A 13,504-nucleotide genomic window follows, 5' to 3' on the forward strand; every position below is an offset into this window, starting at 1 on the left:
GGCAGGCGAAACTAACTACATCCTTGACCTCAACGCCGGAGATTATCCATGCAGGACAACCCAGTTCAATCTTGGACCAGGAAACTACTGCACGGTAGGTATCATATTTGCTCCCCAATCTCAAGGCAGGAAGGATGCATTTCTTAGCGTGTATCCAAACTCTCCATATCCGGAGAAGCTCTACATGACGGGTGTTGGGGTAGCTCAGACGAGTCAGCAACCTGCACCACCACAGCAACCTGCACCACCCTCTCAATCCCCTTCGGAATCTTCTCAGACCACATCCGGGGGTGGAGGAGGTGGATGCTCTATGAGTGCCGGAGCATCTCCTGTTAATGTCCTTGCGTGGGTCTTGTTACCAACCCTTATGATCCTCAGGAGGCTAAAAAGAAGCTAACACCTTTGTGCCCCCTGCGGGGGGCTTTTTGCGATATATTTATACTTACATGTCTGACAGAGAGGATATTCTCAAGAGAATAGACATAGTGGATGTCATATCTTCATACATAGAGCTTAAAAGAACGGGCAACAACTACAGTGCGAGATGTCCCTTCCATCCTGATGACACGCCTTCCTTTTTTGTATCACCCAGCAGAGGTATATTTAAGTGTTTTGGCTGTGGGGTAGGAGGAGATGCGGTAAAGTTTGTAGCTCTTTACGAAAACATAAGTTATTCTGAGGCTCTTGTAAGACTTGCCAAAAGGTACAACGTACCTATCAAGTTGAAGGAATCAAAGAAGGATACAAAAGTACTGCATATCTTTGAGCTTGTGTCAGAGTATTATCATAACATGTTAAGGAAAAGCCCTAACGCGATAGATTACCTCAAAAGTAGGGGTGTTTCCTCAAGGAGTATTCAGAGGTTCATGCTTGGTTTTTCCCCATCTTCGGAAGCGCTGGTAAGCCTTCTTAAAAAAGAAGGTGTTTTGGATGCTTACGAAAAAACAGGCAATATAGTCAAGATTGATGAGGGTATATACAGAGATCTCTTTGCAGGAAGGATCGTAATACCTATAAGGGACGATAAGGGAAGGTACGTAGCTTTTGGTGGAAGGGTGCTTTATAGCGGACAACCCAAATACATAAATTCTCCAGAGAGTGAGTTTTTTAAAAAAAGAGAAATTATATTTGGACTATACGAAGGCAAGGATTACATAAAAGATAGGGGATTTGCGGTGATAGTCGAAGGATACTTTGACGTTATAAGCATGCACGATGAAGGATACAAGAATACGGTAGCACCTTTGGGAACATCCTTTGGTGAGTATCATGCCAGACTGCTATCAAGGTATACCAGAGAAGTTATTCTCCTTTTTGATGGTGACAGTGCGGGAAAGAGAGCGGTAAGGCAAGCAACACCGTATTTGCTCGCTCACGGACTAAAGGTGAGATTGGCACACCTACCGGAGGGGGAAGACCCTGACACCCTCGCAAAGAGGGACAGGGATCTCCTACGATCTCTGATTGATAATGCAAAGGATATATTTGAACTCCTCATGTATGGACTAAAAGATAACCAAAGGGATGCTTTAAGAGACTTGCTTTACTTTGCGGGCTTTCTGAAAGACAAAGTATACCAGCATGAACTCTTAAGGGAGGTAAGTAAAATAAGCAGGCTTCCCATGAGTGTCCTTTACGAACAGCTTCCGAAGGTTCAGAAGGAAGTAAAAGAAGATGGAGAGAGCTTAACTTACGCTGAGAGAGTATTTTTGCTTGGTCTTATGAAGTTTGGGAAGGAGGATCATCTGAAAGATGTCTTACTTTCACCTGAGGCTATGAGGATAGCCGAGTATATACTTGCGGGCGATTATCATCTGGTGCCGGAGAGTGTAAAAAATGCTAAGGTTTATAATCTTGAGTCAACTTACCTTGCAAGCTATGAGAAGCTCAAGATAGATAAGTCCGATTTTAAGGAGGAGACAAAGAGTATATTGGAAATGAGGAAGGAAAAAAATAGGGAAGTTGTGAGATTCAGAAGAAAAATATGAGCTTATATTTTAACTCTTATGGAACAGGTTTTCGTTTATGACACTACTTTGAGGGATGGATCACAATCTGAAGGTATAAACTTTTCAGTGGAGGATAAGATCCGCATACTCCAAAAGCTTGATGAGTTTGGAATGCATTACGTAGAGTGCGGATGGCCGGGTGCGAACCCAAAAGATACCGTTCTTTTTGAAAGGCTAAAAAAAATAAAAACACAAAACGCCAAGATAGTTGCCTTTGGCGCTACGAGAAAGGCGGGTAAAAAGGTGGAAGAGGATCAGCAAGTGGATAACCTTCTGAAATCTGGTGCAAGTGTAATAACCATATTTGGTAAAAGCTGGGATTTTCATGTGACACATGCCATAGGAACGAGTTTAGAAGAAAATCTCAGCATGGTATATGAAACTATAAGTTACTTAAAAAAACACGTTCAAGAGGTGATCTTTGACGCTGAACACTTCTTTGATGGATACAAGCACAGCAAAGATTACGCTTTTGCTGTTCTGGATGCTGCGCTTGCAGGGGGTGCCGATTGGATAGTGCTGTGCGATACAAACGGAGGCAGTCTTCCCAATGAAATCTACGAGATAACCAAAGCTGTGAAAGAAAAGTTCCCAGGCGCACGCGTAGGTATTCACGCTCACAATGATGCTGATACAGGTGTCGCTAACTCTCTTATGGCTGTACTTGCTGGTGCGAGGCAAGTTCACGGCACTATAAACGGTATAGGTGAAAGGACGGGTAACGCCAACCTCTGTTCTATAATACCAAACCTCCAGATCAAGCTCGGCTTTAGCGTAATTCCTTCCCAAAACCTGAAAAAATTGACAGAACTTGCTCATTTTGTCTCTGAAATTTCCAACATGCCTCTGCCTAAGAATATGCCCTATGTAGGAGAAAGTGCCTTCACTCACAAAGCGGGTGTTCATGCTTCCGCTGTCATGAAAAGATCTGAAACCTACGAACACATAGACCCAGCTCTCGTGGGAAACAGAAGGAAAGTAACTGTATCGGACCTTTCCGGCAGGAGCAACATACTATACAAGCTCAGGGAGATGGGTATAAAGGTGGATGAAAAGTCTCCAGAACTGCTCAAACTTGTTGAGAAGATAAAGGAACTTGAAAAGGAAGGTTACCATTTTGAGGCTGCCGAAGCATCCTTTGAGCTTCTATGCAAGAGGCATTTTGGACTTGTCAAAAACTACTTTGACCTTGACGCATACAGGGTGCTTATAGCCAGAAGAAGCACGGACAATTCCCCAGTTTCCGAAGCTACCGTACGACTCTATGTTGAAAGTATAAAGGAGCATACCGCAGCCCTTGGCAATGGACCTGTAAGTGCCCTGGATAGAGCGCTCAGAAAAGCTTTAGAGGAGTTCTATCCCAGCCTAAAAGATGTTCAGCTCATAGATTACAAGGTGAGGATAGTCAACGAATCCGAAGGTACATCCGCAAAGGTGAGAGTGCTTATAGAGTCCACTGATGGAAAGAGAAAGTGGGGAACTGTGGGCGTCTCTGAAAACATAATAGAAGCTTCGTGGATAGCTCTCACGGATAGTCTCATATACAAGCTGTTAAAGGATGAAGAAGAGGGTATAATGTAATCTTATGAAGAAGAAACTTATCCTTACATCCCTTTTTGTACTGTCTATGGCTGAACCTGTAAAGGTGAACAAGAACCTATCCGTTAGGGTGATTGATGCCGACGGTGTAACTCATAACCTCAGAGGGATAAGCTGTAACGGAAGGGATTATTTGAGGGTCAGGGAGGGGAACGTTGAGTATGCCATACCTTTTGAAAATATAAGACATATAAAAGTCATTTCTCAAAAAGAAGATGCCATTGACGTGAAGGTACAGCTCGTAAACGGTGTAGAAAAACATATAAACGTAGGTACAAATACCTACTGCATATCTCAATCGGAGCTTGGTAAGGCGAGCTTTTACATTAAAGACGTAAAGGATATCTTTATAGAAAGAGGAGAGCAAAGATGAAGAGAGTCAAATTTTTAGGTATCTTGATGGTTGCCTTTGGCATAGGTTTTGTGCTTGGCACTGCGGGTGGCTTTCCCAGAGACAAGGGCGGTGAGGACGACTACAGGTACTTCAGGCTCTTTACGGATGTTTTTAAGGTTGTTAAAGAGAACTATGTGGAGAATGTGAGTACAAAAGATCTCATATACGGTGCTTTGAACGGTATGATGAAGTCTTTAGATCCCTTCTCAGCCTTCTTCACACCGGAGCAATACAAAGAGTTCAAAGAGGAAACCGAGGGTGAGTTTGGCGGTGTAGGTATTGAGATTAGCATGGAAAAGGGCAGACCTATAGTGGTGTCTCCCATAGAAGGGACACCGGCCTACAGGGCAGGGATAAGACCTGGGGACATAATCATTGAGATAAACGGTGAGGACACATCTAACATGATGCTCACCGATGTGGTACAAAAGATAAGAGGTAAACCCGGTACAAAGGTGAACTTGACCATAATGAGAAAGGGTGCGGATAAACCTCTCAAATTTGAGCTTGAGAGGAGTCTCATAAAGATAGAGAGCGTAAAATGGACGAAGATAGGGGATGTAGGTTACATAAGGTTATCTCAGTTTAACGATGGTGCAGGAAACGAAATGGAAAAAGCCATAAAGAGTTTACTTGCTCAAAATGTCAGAGGTATCGTACTTGATCTCAGAAACGATCCGGGAGGACTTTTGACCGAGGCTGTGAATGTAGCTGAACTTTTCATTCCCGAAGGTAAGCTCATAGTTTACACCAAAACAAGGGACGGTGAGATAAACAAGTATTTCTCAAAAAGGAAACCACTCCTTCCTGAGGATATGCCTCTTGTCGTTCTTATAAACAAAGGTTCTGCAAGTGCATCGGAGATCGTCACAGGTGCGCTTCAAGACTACAAGAGAGCTGTAATAGTTGGAGAGAAGAGTTACGGTAAGGCATCCGTTCAAAATATCATGCCTCTTGAGGACGGCTCTGCCATAAAGCTAACCATAGCGTACTACTACACTCCTCTGGGCAGGCTCATACACAAGAAGGGTATAACTCCAGACGTGCAGGTTGTGATGGATGAAAAGCAGGAGGAGAAGCTCCAGGAAGCCATAAGGCAAAAGAGGATGCAGGGAGACAACCACAAACTCATACTTTTGCCAGATCTGGATCCTCAGCTGGAGAAGGCTATTGAGATAATAGACAAAGGTGAAACCTTAAAAAGAGCGGCATGATTACCCTCGCTGTAGAAACTTCTTGTGATGAGACAGCTCTCGCCCTTTTCTCTTCTGATAAAGGTATAATAGGTGATGTATTGCTCTCTCAAGTGGTACATTCATCTTTTGGGGGAGTAGTACCAGAGCTTTCTGCAAGGGAACATACGAAAAACATACTACCCCTATTTGACAAGCTTTTGAAAGATACAGGTATGGATATATCCCAGATAGACTTCGTATCCTTTACACTCACCCCAGGTCTTATTTTGTCCCTTGTGGTAGGTGTAGCCTTTGCTAAATCTTTAGCCTATGCGCTTGAAAAACCTCTCGTCCCCGTGCATCACCTTGAAGGACACATATACTCGGTTTTTCTGGAAAGACCAGTTGATTACCCTTTTATCTCTCTTATAGTATCTGGAGGACATACGGATCTCTACCTGGTGGAGGGCTTTGGCAGGTACACCTTCTTAGGTGGCACACTTGATGATGCTGTAGGTGAAAGCTACGACAAAGTGGCAAGACTTATGGGACTTGGTTATCCCGGTGGACCCATAGTTGACAGGTTAGCTCAAAAGGGAAGACCCTCCTATCAGCTCCCAAGACCTATGATAGAAAGAGATGATCTGAGTATGTCCTTCAGCGGTCTTAAGACTGCGGTTAGACATATAGTAGAGGCAGGTGATTACTTTCGGGAGGATCTGGCTTGCTCCTTTCAGATGGCAGTGGTTGATGTTTTAGAAAGAAAAGTGATCAAAGCTGTGGAGATGACCAAAGTCAAAAGCATTGCGGTGGTAGGTGGTGTGTCAGCCAACACCGAACTCAGAAGGAGATTTGAGAAACTTTCTAAGGAAATGGGCTATAGAATTTATCTACCACACCCTAAATTCTCTACTGACAATGCCTGTATGATAGCCTACGCAGGCATGGAGAGATTCAAAAGAGGTATCATCGCACCTCTTGACATAAATCCTGAACCTAACACTCCGTTAGAGCTTTTCGGGAAAGAGTGGAGCTAAAGAAAGCGCTTTTTTAAGTATCTCCTTGTCTCCTTTGTACTTTACGAGTTTTTTTGCATCCTCCAGCGGGAAGAATCTGGCATCTACAACTTCCCATGAAGCCTTAGGCTCCCCGCTTTTATACTTCATCAGGAAGTAAACAACTTTTTTCTTTATTCTTTCGCCACCTCTCATATAAAAATACTCAATTTCCCCGATTTTTTGAAGGATCTCCCCTTTTATTCCCGTCTCTTCTTCCACCTCCCTAAGCGCTGCATCCTCGACACTTTCCCATTGCTCTACGATCCCCTTAGGGAAGGTCCATACGCCAGAGGGATTTTTCACAAGCAGAATCTTTCCATCTTTTATGAGTACACCACCTGCGGAAAATTCGTACAGCACTATGTTAAAATATAGTAAGGAGGATTCAATTATGCAGGAAGAAAAGAAACAAGAGATGAATTTGAGAGAAGAGATCGAAAGGTTGGAAAAGGAGCTGAAAACTCTCAAAGAGAAGATAGGCATTGAAGAAAAACCTATAGTGCAGGTGCCTTTTGAGAAAGCGAGAGAGATCACCACATCACTTCTGGATGTTGCCAACAGGATTATAAAAGTAGCCTCTGCTGCCGCATCGGGTGCCATAGAAGGTGCTAAAAGGGAACTGGAAAGATCAAAGGAGGGGCAAAAACAGGAGCAAGAAAAGAAAGAGCAGTAAATTATGAATTACTGGCGTGGTATCATACACAGATACAGGGAGTTTTTACCCGTTTCAGAAAGCACCCCTGTAGTTACTCTCTGTGAAGGTAATACACCCCTTATACACGCTGAAAATCTGGCAAAGGGAATAGGTTTTAAAGGGGAGATCTTTCTCAAGTATGAGGGGCTGAATCCTACAGGTTCTTTTAAGGACAGAGGAATGACTTTAGCCATCTCTAAAGCGGTTGAATCTGGAAAAAAGGCTGTAATATGTGCGTCCACAGGAAATACATCGGCTTCTGCTGCCGCATACGCTGCAAAAGCTAAGCTAAAAGCCTATGTACTGCTTCCTAAAGGTGCAGTAGCTCTTGGTAAACTTTCCCAGGCTGTCATATATGGAGCAAAGGTGATAGCTGTGCAGGGAAACTTTGATGACGCCCTTTACATAGTAAGGAAGATAGGAGAGCTTCTTCCGGTTGAGATAGTGAATTCTGTGAATCCTTATCGTATAGAGGGGCAAAAGACTGCAGCCTTTGAAATATGCGACGCTTTAGGAGAAGCACCGGACTATCACTTTATTCCTGTTGGTAACGCCGGAAACATAACAGCCTATTGGAAGGGATACAAAGAGTATTACCAAAAGGGGAAGATAAAGAAGTTACCTAAGATGATGGGTTGGCAGGCTGAAGGTTCAGCTCCTATAGTGAAAGGTTATGTGATAAAAAACCCTCAAACCATAGCCACGGCTATAAGGATAGGTAATCCTTACAGCTGGCAACAGGCTCTTCAAGCTGCAAGCGAATCAAAGGGGAAGATAGATGCGGTTAGCGACGATGAAATTCTGAATGCATATAAGCTTGTAGCATCAAAGGAAGGTATATTCTGTGAACCCGCATCCGCAGCCTCCATAGCTGGACTTATAAAGCTAACAAGGGAAGGCTACTTTAAAGGTGGTGAGGTAGTTGTGTGTACTCTCACCGGGAATGGTTTAAAAGATCCAAATACCGCTATAAGCGTTTGTGAAGAACCAATAAACGTACCACCTGATGTGGAGAAGGTACTTGAGGTTATAAAGCTATGAAGGTGGTGAAGGTTCATAAAAAAAATGCGCTTTCTTCTGCGGCTGAAATCATAAAACGAGGTGGGATCGTTTTCTCACCTACAGATACTATCTACGGACTTTTGGCAAATGCTCTTGACAGAGAAGCAGTAGAAAGACTCTACTCTATAAGAAGACCTTCGGGAAGACCTTTTATAATACTCCTCCCCAATAAAGAATGGCTTGGAGCTTTTGATCTTTATGCTGATAGAAAGTATTGGGATCTGCTTGATGCCCACGTCACGATCATCTTCTACAAAAAAAACACTATACCTTTGTATCTGACAAAGGGCAAAAAGAGCTTAGCTTTTAGGATACCAAAGAGAGGTACTTTTGTGAGAGCTCTACTCACTTTGCTTGACTTACCTCTCGTTGCACCAAGTGCCAATCCAGAAGGTTTAAAACCTGCAGTGGATGTAAAAATGGCGGAGGAATACTTCGGTGACAGGATAGATCTGTACATAGATGGGGGATACGTTGAAGGAAAGCCTTCCACTATAGTGAGATTCATAGGTAAAAGGAGCTTTAGGCTTGTAAGGGAAGGAAATGTGAAGTTTGAAGATTTTTTGAACTTTGCAAAAAACATCACAGCCTAAAGCTGTCGCTTCCTCTGTATCCCACAAGTTTTTGAATAGCCTCCGCAAATTCCCTTATCTCTTTTTGCGCACCCGCATGTGTCCTGAGAGTTATAAAGTTATCAAGTGAGATTCTCGGAACTGTCCAGTAGTACTTGGTGTGCATAAATTGAGGGAGAATTCCCCTCGCAAGCTCTTTGGCAACTCCTTTATTAACCATATCTTTATAAAGTGTCTGTAAGTCAGCAATATACCACTTTATCTTTTTAAGAAATATAGAGTTCCACGGCTCTTGTATCTTTTCATCTACAGATGCCTGTCTGTTCTTTTCAGCCTGCTTCCTCAAATAATCAGGCATATAAAAGGTCGGATCGTAACTCACATACCTCCTGCTAACCTCGTTGAAAGATCCAAAGCGATGCCTATGCCACTGTCTTGCCACAAATAATGGACACTCAACTACAAAGGTGTAATAATCCATCACAGTCCCAAGCTCAAGTTTGTCCACAAGTCCGATCCAACCTGAGGAGGTCTCCATCTTCTCAATAACGTAGGAAGTATCTGTGGAGTAGCTATCAGTATATTTCCCTTCAATAATTCCAAAGGTCGCTGGGAGTCTGTTGCGCACAGCTTCCTTTATCTCTTCTGACATCCACTCCATCGCATTTATAAAGTTTCTCAGGTTTAGCCAAACGTAACCCCCAGCCCAATAAACTTGAAAGACGGGACTACTTACCCTCTCCATAAGCTCAAGCCACACTCTTTTTTCCCCCTCAAAAGCTATAATTACGTGTTCAAAAGGGCTTGCATGCCTGTGTTCAAACAGATACTTTATGAGCTTTTTGTCCCTTTCTATATCCACCTGAGTATCCTTATCAAAGGACACCCTCGCACACCTGACTATCCTCTGATCGGAACCCATAATGTATACTTTCATGCTTCTGTCTATTTTATAATACTTGAGCTATGCAAAGTATGACAGGTGTTGGGAAGTTCGTATTTGAGAATGAGAAATGGACTGTAACGGTTTTTGTAAAAAGCGTAAACTCAAAGGGTTTGGATATATTTGTAAAGTCCAATTACAATTTATCGTCGGCTGAGTTGAACATAAGAAAGCTTGTGAGAGAGTTTATTACAAGGGGAACGGTAAACATGCACATAGATATAGCACCCAAAATAGCTTCCTCACCTGTAGATCTCAAAAAGATTTTCCTGAATGTTGAGATTATAAAGCTTGTAGCGAAAGAGCTTGGGCTTGAGCTTACAGACGATACTATACTTCAAACCGCATGGAGATACTCAGAAAAAACCGCTGAAGAACTTAGTCCAGATCTTGAGGAATGCCTTTACAGTGCAGTGCGAGGCGCTCTTGAAGATCTCGTAAAAAGCAGAAAGGAAGAAGGCAAGCACATAAAAGAAGACACTATGGCAAGGCTGCAAAAAATAGAAAACTTATTAATTGAGATTGAGAGGCAAAAGGATAAGGTTTTAAACTCTGTAAAAAGTAGAGTACTTGAAAAGGCAAAGGATCTCAACCTACCTGAAGAACACCCCACCGTGCTTAACGAGATCACTTTCATACTATCGAGGATGGATGTGGATGAAGAACTGACAAGATTTAAAGCTCATATGCACAGATTGAAGGAGCTTATAAACTTTGAGGGAGAGGTAGGGAGGAAGCTGGACTTTACGCTTCAAGAAATGCACAGGGAGATAAACACCTTGGGTAACAAAATGCCTGAATTTTCCCAACTTGTTGTTGAAATAAAGTCTGAAATAGACAGGTTAAAACAACAGGTGGCAAACGTAGAATAGGTGGTGTATAATAATAACTCAGCGGGCGTAGCTCAGTGGTGGAGCGGCTGCTTGCCATGCAGCAGGTCGCGGGTTCGAGTCCCGTCGCCCGCTCCATTTTAGATTCCTAAGTCATCTACTGATGAATACTTTTTACAGGTTTTGCCTTCACACACTACAAGACCTTGTATATCTTTTTTTATTACAAACTTAAAAGGTCTGAAGGCTTTTAGCATATCCTCAAAGTAACTTTGCGTTTCCACCTTAAAGATACCTTTTAAATACGCATAAAGACTTATAAGGTAAGAATGGGAAGCCATCGGTAATTCCCTTACAAAACGTGAGAAAGCCATCAAGCTTTTCTCTGCATACTCCCCATACTTGTTATCGCTTAAAGCGGACTCCATAAGGAGTAACAGATAAGGAGCCATACCGTTAACGGATTGAGTGGGTGTGTCTTGGAGTGGTTTGTTCTTTATCTTAAGAAGTCCCTCACCTTCCTGGTGTGTATCAAAAAAGCCCCAACCTTGACTGTCCCAAAAGAGTTCTATAGATCTATCCAGCAGATTCTTTGACATTTCAAGATAAGCTTTATCCTGTGTGACCTCAAAGAGGGAAAAAAGCCCCTTTGATAGGAATAGGTAATCTTCAGAATATCCCTTTACATCTTCGTTATGCTCAAGATATCCATCTTTGTATCTCTCTTTAAGTAGCCTTTTTGCTGTTTTTTCTGCCATCTTTAGCGCCCACTCATCTTCAAAAACCTTATAGTAGGTACAAAGAGCATCTATCATAAGCCCGTTCCAGTTTGTGTATATAGTTTTGTCTATATAGGGTATCTGCCTGCGATTCCTATAACTGATCATTTTCCTTTTTGCGCTTTCTATAAGCTCTTTTACTCTTTCCTCTTTTATTCCCAAAATTTCACTTATTTGATCAGATTTTGTATTTATAAAGGGTACGTTCTTTTCTGGATTGTCATGCATTCTTCCTCTCGTACCTATACCGAAGTAAAGGCTTATTACCTTCAGCTCTTCCGCTTCAAGCAAGGATTCAAGTTCTTTTAATGTAAAGGTGTAGTAACCGCCTTCATCAAGAGTACCTATATCGGCATCCTGGGATGCGTAAAAACCTCCTTCTGGATCACAACCGTAAAGTCTGTAGTAGTCTATTATGCCCTTTGCTACGTATTCGTAAAGGGGATCTTCGAAAACCTTGTAAGCTAACGAGTAAAGCCCTAAAAGTTCCGCATTGTCATAAAGCATTTTTTCAAAGTGTGGTATATTCCAAGTTTCATCCGTTGAGTACCTGAAAAAGCCACCAAGAAGGTGATCGTAAACACCGCCTCTTGCCATAGCGTTTAGCGATACCTCCATAGCCTTTTTAACAAGATCTTGCTTTGTGAAGTGGTAATGATAAAGCAAAAGCTCAAAAGCTTTAGCGTGATGAAACTTAGGAGCCGATCCTATACCTCCACTTTCGTAATCTATAGAGGAGAGTAGAGTGCCTATACCTCTGTTTAAAAGTTCTTCATCAAGAGTGTCTTTAAAGCTCATAAGACTATAGCTTTGTAACTCTCTGAAAATTTGTTCTGCAGATCTTAGCACCCTATCCCTATCCTCCCTCCAAAGTTGTGAGATCCTTAAAAGCAATGATTTAAAGCCAGGTCTTCCCCACCTGTCTTCTGGTGGAAAGTAGGTACCTCCAAAGAAGATCTTTCCTTCAGGTGTGAGAAAAACTGTCAAAGGCCATCCGCCACTTCCCGTGAGAGCTATCACTGTATCTTGATATCTTCTATCTATGTCAGGTCTTTCATCCCTATCCACCTTTATAGCAACAAAGTTTTCGTTTATTATGTTCGCTATCTGCGGATCTTCAAAGCTCTCCTTTGCCATCACATGACACCAATGGCACCATACACCTCCTATGGATAGCAGTATGGGTTTATCCTCTCTCTTAGCCTTTTCAAAAGCTTCGTTACACCACTCATACCAATCAACGGGCTGATGGGCGGACTTTTTAAGATAAGGGCTTTTGGCATTTATCAATCTGTTTGGCATACACATAAATTATGCGAAAAAGTACAAAAAGGAAGATGAGGGAGATTAGGCTTTACTGCATAAAGTAATCAAAGTTTACCCTCGTAACCTTCCCTTTGCTGTCTTTTATATACACGTTTATTGAGTAAAGACCTTTATCAGACATCTGAAACCATCCACCGAAATTGTCTCCGTATTGATGAGGATATTTGGTAAGTACCTTTCTTTCAGCTCTCAACAGCGGGGATCTTACCTCAGCTTCTACTGTGTAGTTAGACAGATAGATTACCTTACCGCCTTCCTCCTTCCAAAGGGCAACAGCAAGGTGATGAGTATCGTAGGGTTTGGGTTCGCCGTGACTTCTTACCAAAAGCTCGTAAGCTCTCGGAAAGGTTTTTCTAACTTCTTCAATGCTAATTACACCTATGCTTACATTCATATTAGGGAGTTTTTTTGTAAGAGGTGTTTTAAGTATCTCGTCATCTTGAGCTAAAGCAAAAGGTAACATTGCCAATAAGAAGAAAAGCACGGATGCGATTCTCTCTCTCATTTTTCTCCACCTCCTTACTTATAAAATAAACTACCAATCTTTCCGTCGCTATTAGAACTTTACAGCTTCTTTATAAGTTAGCCTTATAAAGCTTCAGTCTATTACCGGATTTATGGAACTGTTTTATAATTTCATCCAATGGCAATGAAAGAAAAAGTTGTCAGGTTTTGTGTGTCCCTTCCCAAATACCTTCTTGAGGAATTAGATAGGAGGATAATAAAGAGAGGTTATTCATCAAGGTCAGAGCTTGTGAGGGACCTCATAAGGGAACTTATGATAGAGGAAAATTGGCAAAAAGGGGAAGAGGTTATAGGTGTCTTAACTGTTGTGTACGACCATCACCAGAGAGAACTGAGTCAGAAAATGCTTGACATACAGCACAGCGCTCACGTAAAGGTGCTTTGCAGTACGCATATACATCTTGATCACCATAACTGTCTTGAGTGTATAATGCTAAAGGGTAAACCAGATGAGATAGAAAACATCTCCATAAGCATAGGAGGTTTAAGGGGTGTAAAGTTTGCAAAGCTCACCAAAGCCTCCACGGTTGTATAATCA

15 protein-coding genes and 1 tRNA gene are annotated in these 13,504 nt (G+C 42.2%); 12 read left to right on the top strand and 4 right to left on the bottom strand.

Annotated elements, in window-relative coordinates; genetic code table 11:
* The 6 genes from ABWK04_08270 to tsaD all read left to right on the top strand — a co-directional run.
* On the top strand, nucleotides 1-397 hold a 397-nt coding region (locus ABWK04_08270), incomplete at its 5' end, for a hypothetical protein (GenBank protein ID MEZ0361867.1).
* A gap of 49 nt (nucleotides 398-446) precedes the next feature.
* Nucleotides 447-1,988 carry a DNA primase gene (gene dnaG, locus ABWK04_08275; GenBank protein ID MEZ0361868.1) on the top strand — a complete coding sequence of 514 codons (1,542 nt, stop codon included), beginning with the start codon at nucleotides 447-449 and terminating at the stop codon, nucleotides 1,986-1,988.
* 18 nt (nucleotides 1,989-2,006) lie between these two features.
* Nucleotides 2,007-3,590 carry a citramalate synthase gene (gene cimA, locus ABWK04_08280; GenBank protein ID MEZ0361869.1) on the top strand — a complete coding sequence of 528 codons (1,584 nt, stop codon included), beginning with the start codon at nucleotides 2,007-2,009 and terminating at the stop codon, nucleotides 3,588-3,590.
* A gap of 4 nt (nucleotides 3,591-3,594) precedes the next feature.
* Nucleotides 3,595-3,981, top strand: a complete 387-nt coding sequence (locus ABWK04_08285; protein MEZ0361870.1) for a hypothetical protein — start codon at nucleotides 3,595-3,597, stop codon at nucleotides 3,979-3,981.
* Nucleotides 3,978-5,216: a S41 family peptidase gene (locus tag ABWK04_08290; protein MEZ0361871.1), complete on the top strand. Its 1,239-nt coding sequence runs from the start codon at nucleotides 3,978-3,980 to the stop codon at nucleotides 5,214-5,216. Before ABWK04_08285 ends, ABWK04_08290 begins: the two co-directional genes overlap by 4 nt.
* Nucleotides 5,213-6,214, top strand: a complete 1,002-nt coding sequence (gene tsaD / locus ABWK04_08295; GenBank protein ID MEZ0361872.1) for a tRNA (adenosine(37)-N6)-threonylcarbamoyltransferase complex transferase subunit TsaD — start codon at nucleotides 5,213-5,215, stop codon at nucleotides 6,212-6,214. The genes ABWK04_08290 and tsaD overlap by 4 nt, the downstream gene beginning before the upstream one ends.
* On the opposite strand, the gene ABWK04_08300 is transcribed toward tsaD, so the two are convergent.
* Nucleotides 6,185-6,595, bottom strand: coding sequence for an NUDIX hydrolase (locus tag ABWK04_08300; protein ID MEZ0361873.1), 411 nt, complete (start codon nucleotides 6,593-6,595; stop codon nucleotides 6,185-6,187). The two genes, tsaD and ABWK04_08300, sit on opposite strands and share 30 nt — an antisense overlap.
* Nucleotides 6,596-6,626: 31 nt before the next feature.
* Between ABWK04_08300 and ABWK04_08305 the strand changes: the two genes are divergently transcribed.
* Genes ABWK04_08305 through ABWK04_08315 form a run of 3 tightly spaced genes read left to right on the top strand, consistent with a single transcriptional unit; the run spans nucleotide 6,627 to nucleotide 8,584 of the window.
* Nucleotides 6,627-6,908, top strand: coding sequence for a hypothetical protein (locus ABWK04_08305; protein MEZ0361874.1), 282 nt, complete (start codon nucleotides 6,627-6,629; stop codon nucleotides 6,906-6,908).
* Nucleotides 6,909-6,911: 3 nt separating this feature from the next.
* Nucleotides 6,912-7,970 (top strand): threonine synthase, encoded by a 1,059-nt coding sequence (gene thrC / locus ABWK04_08310; GenBank protein ID MEZ0361875.1) that lies wholly within the window; start codon nucleotides 6,912-6,914, stop codon nucleotides 7,968-7,970.
* The gene (locus tag ABWK04_08315; protein MEZ0361876.1) at nucleotides 7,967-8,584 is read left to right on the top strand and encodes an L-threonylcarbamoyladenylate synthase; all 618 of its coding nucleotides are present in this window, start codon (nucleotides 7,967-7,969) and stop codon (nucleotides 8,582-8,584) included. Before thrC ends, ABWK04_08315 begins: the two co-directional genes overlap by 4 nt.
* Here the strand turns inward: ABWK04_08315 and thyX are convergent.
* A complete protein-coding gene (gene thyX / locus ABWK04_08320; GenBank protein ID MEZ0361877.1) occupies nucleotides 8,574-9,500 on the bottom strand; it encodes an FAD-dependent thymidylate synthase in 927 nt (308 codons plus the stop codon). The genes ABWK04_08315 and thyX overlap by 11 nt on opposite strands.
* Nucleotides 9,501-9,529: 29 nt before the next feature.
* Here thyX and ABWK04_08325 point away from each other — a divergent pair, with 29 nt between their 5' ends.
* Nucleotides 9,530-10,378: a DUF1732 domain-containing protein gene (locus ABWK04_08325; GenBank protein MEZ0361878.1), complete on the top strand. Its 849-nt coding sequence runs from the start codon at nucleotides 9,530-9,532 to the stop codon at nucleotides 10,376-10,378.
* 21 nt (nucleotides 10,379-10,399) lie between these two features.
* Nucleotides 10,400-10,474: transfer RNA gene (locus tag ABWK04_08330), tRNA-Gly, on the top strand.
* A gap of 2 nt (nucleotides 10,475-10,476) precedes the next feature.
* Here the strand turns inward: ABWK04_08330 and ABWK04_08335 are convergent.
* Nucleotides 10,477-12,417 (bottom strand): thioredoxin domain-containing protein, encoded by a 1,941-nt coding sequence (locus ABWK04_08335; GenBank protein MEZ0361879.1) that lies wholly within the window; start codon nucleotides 12,415-12,417, stop codon nucleotides 10,477-10,479.
* A gap of 52 nt (nucleotides 12,418-12,469) precedes the next feature.
* Nucleotides 12,470-12,946, bottom strand: coding sequence for a hypothetical protein (locus ABWK04_08340; protein ID MEZ0361880.1), 477 nt, complete (start codon nucleotides 12,944-12,946; stop codon nucleotides 12,470-12,472).
* A gap of 144 nt (nucleotides 12,947-13,090) precedes the next feature.
* Between ABWK04_08340 and nikR the strand changes: the two genes are divergently transcribed.
* Nucleotides 13,091-13,501 carry a nickel-responsive transcriptional regulator NikR gene (gene nikR / locus ABWK04_08345; protein MEZ0361881.1) on the top strand — a complete coding sequence of 137 codons (411 nt, stop codon included), beginning with the start codon at nucleotides 13,091-13,093 and terminating at the stop codon, nucleotides 13,499-13,501.
* The last annotated feature ends 3 nt before the right edge of the window (nucleotides 13,502-13,504 follow it).

The organism is Hydrogenobacter sp. (assembly GCA_041287335.1).
Classification (GTDB): Bacteria; Aquificota; Aquificia; order Aquificales; family Aquificaceae; genus Hydrogenobacter.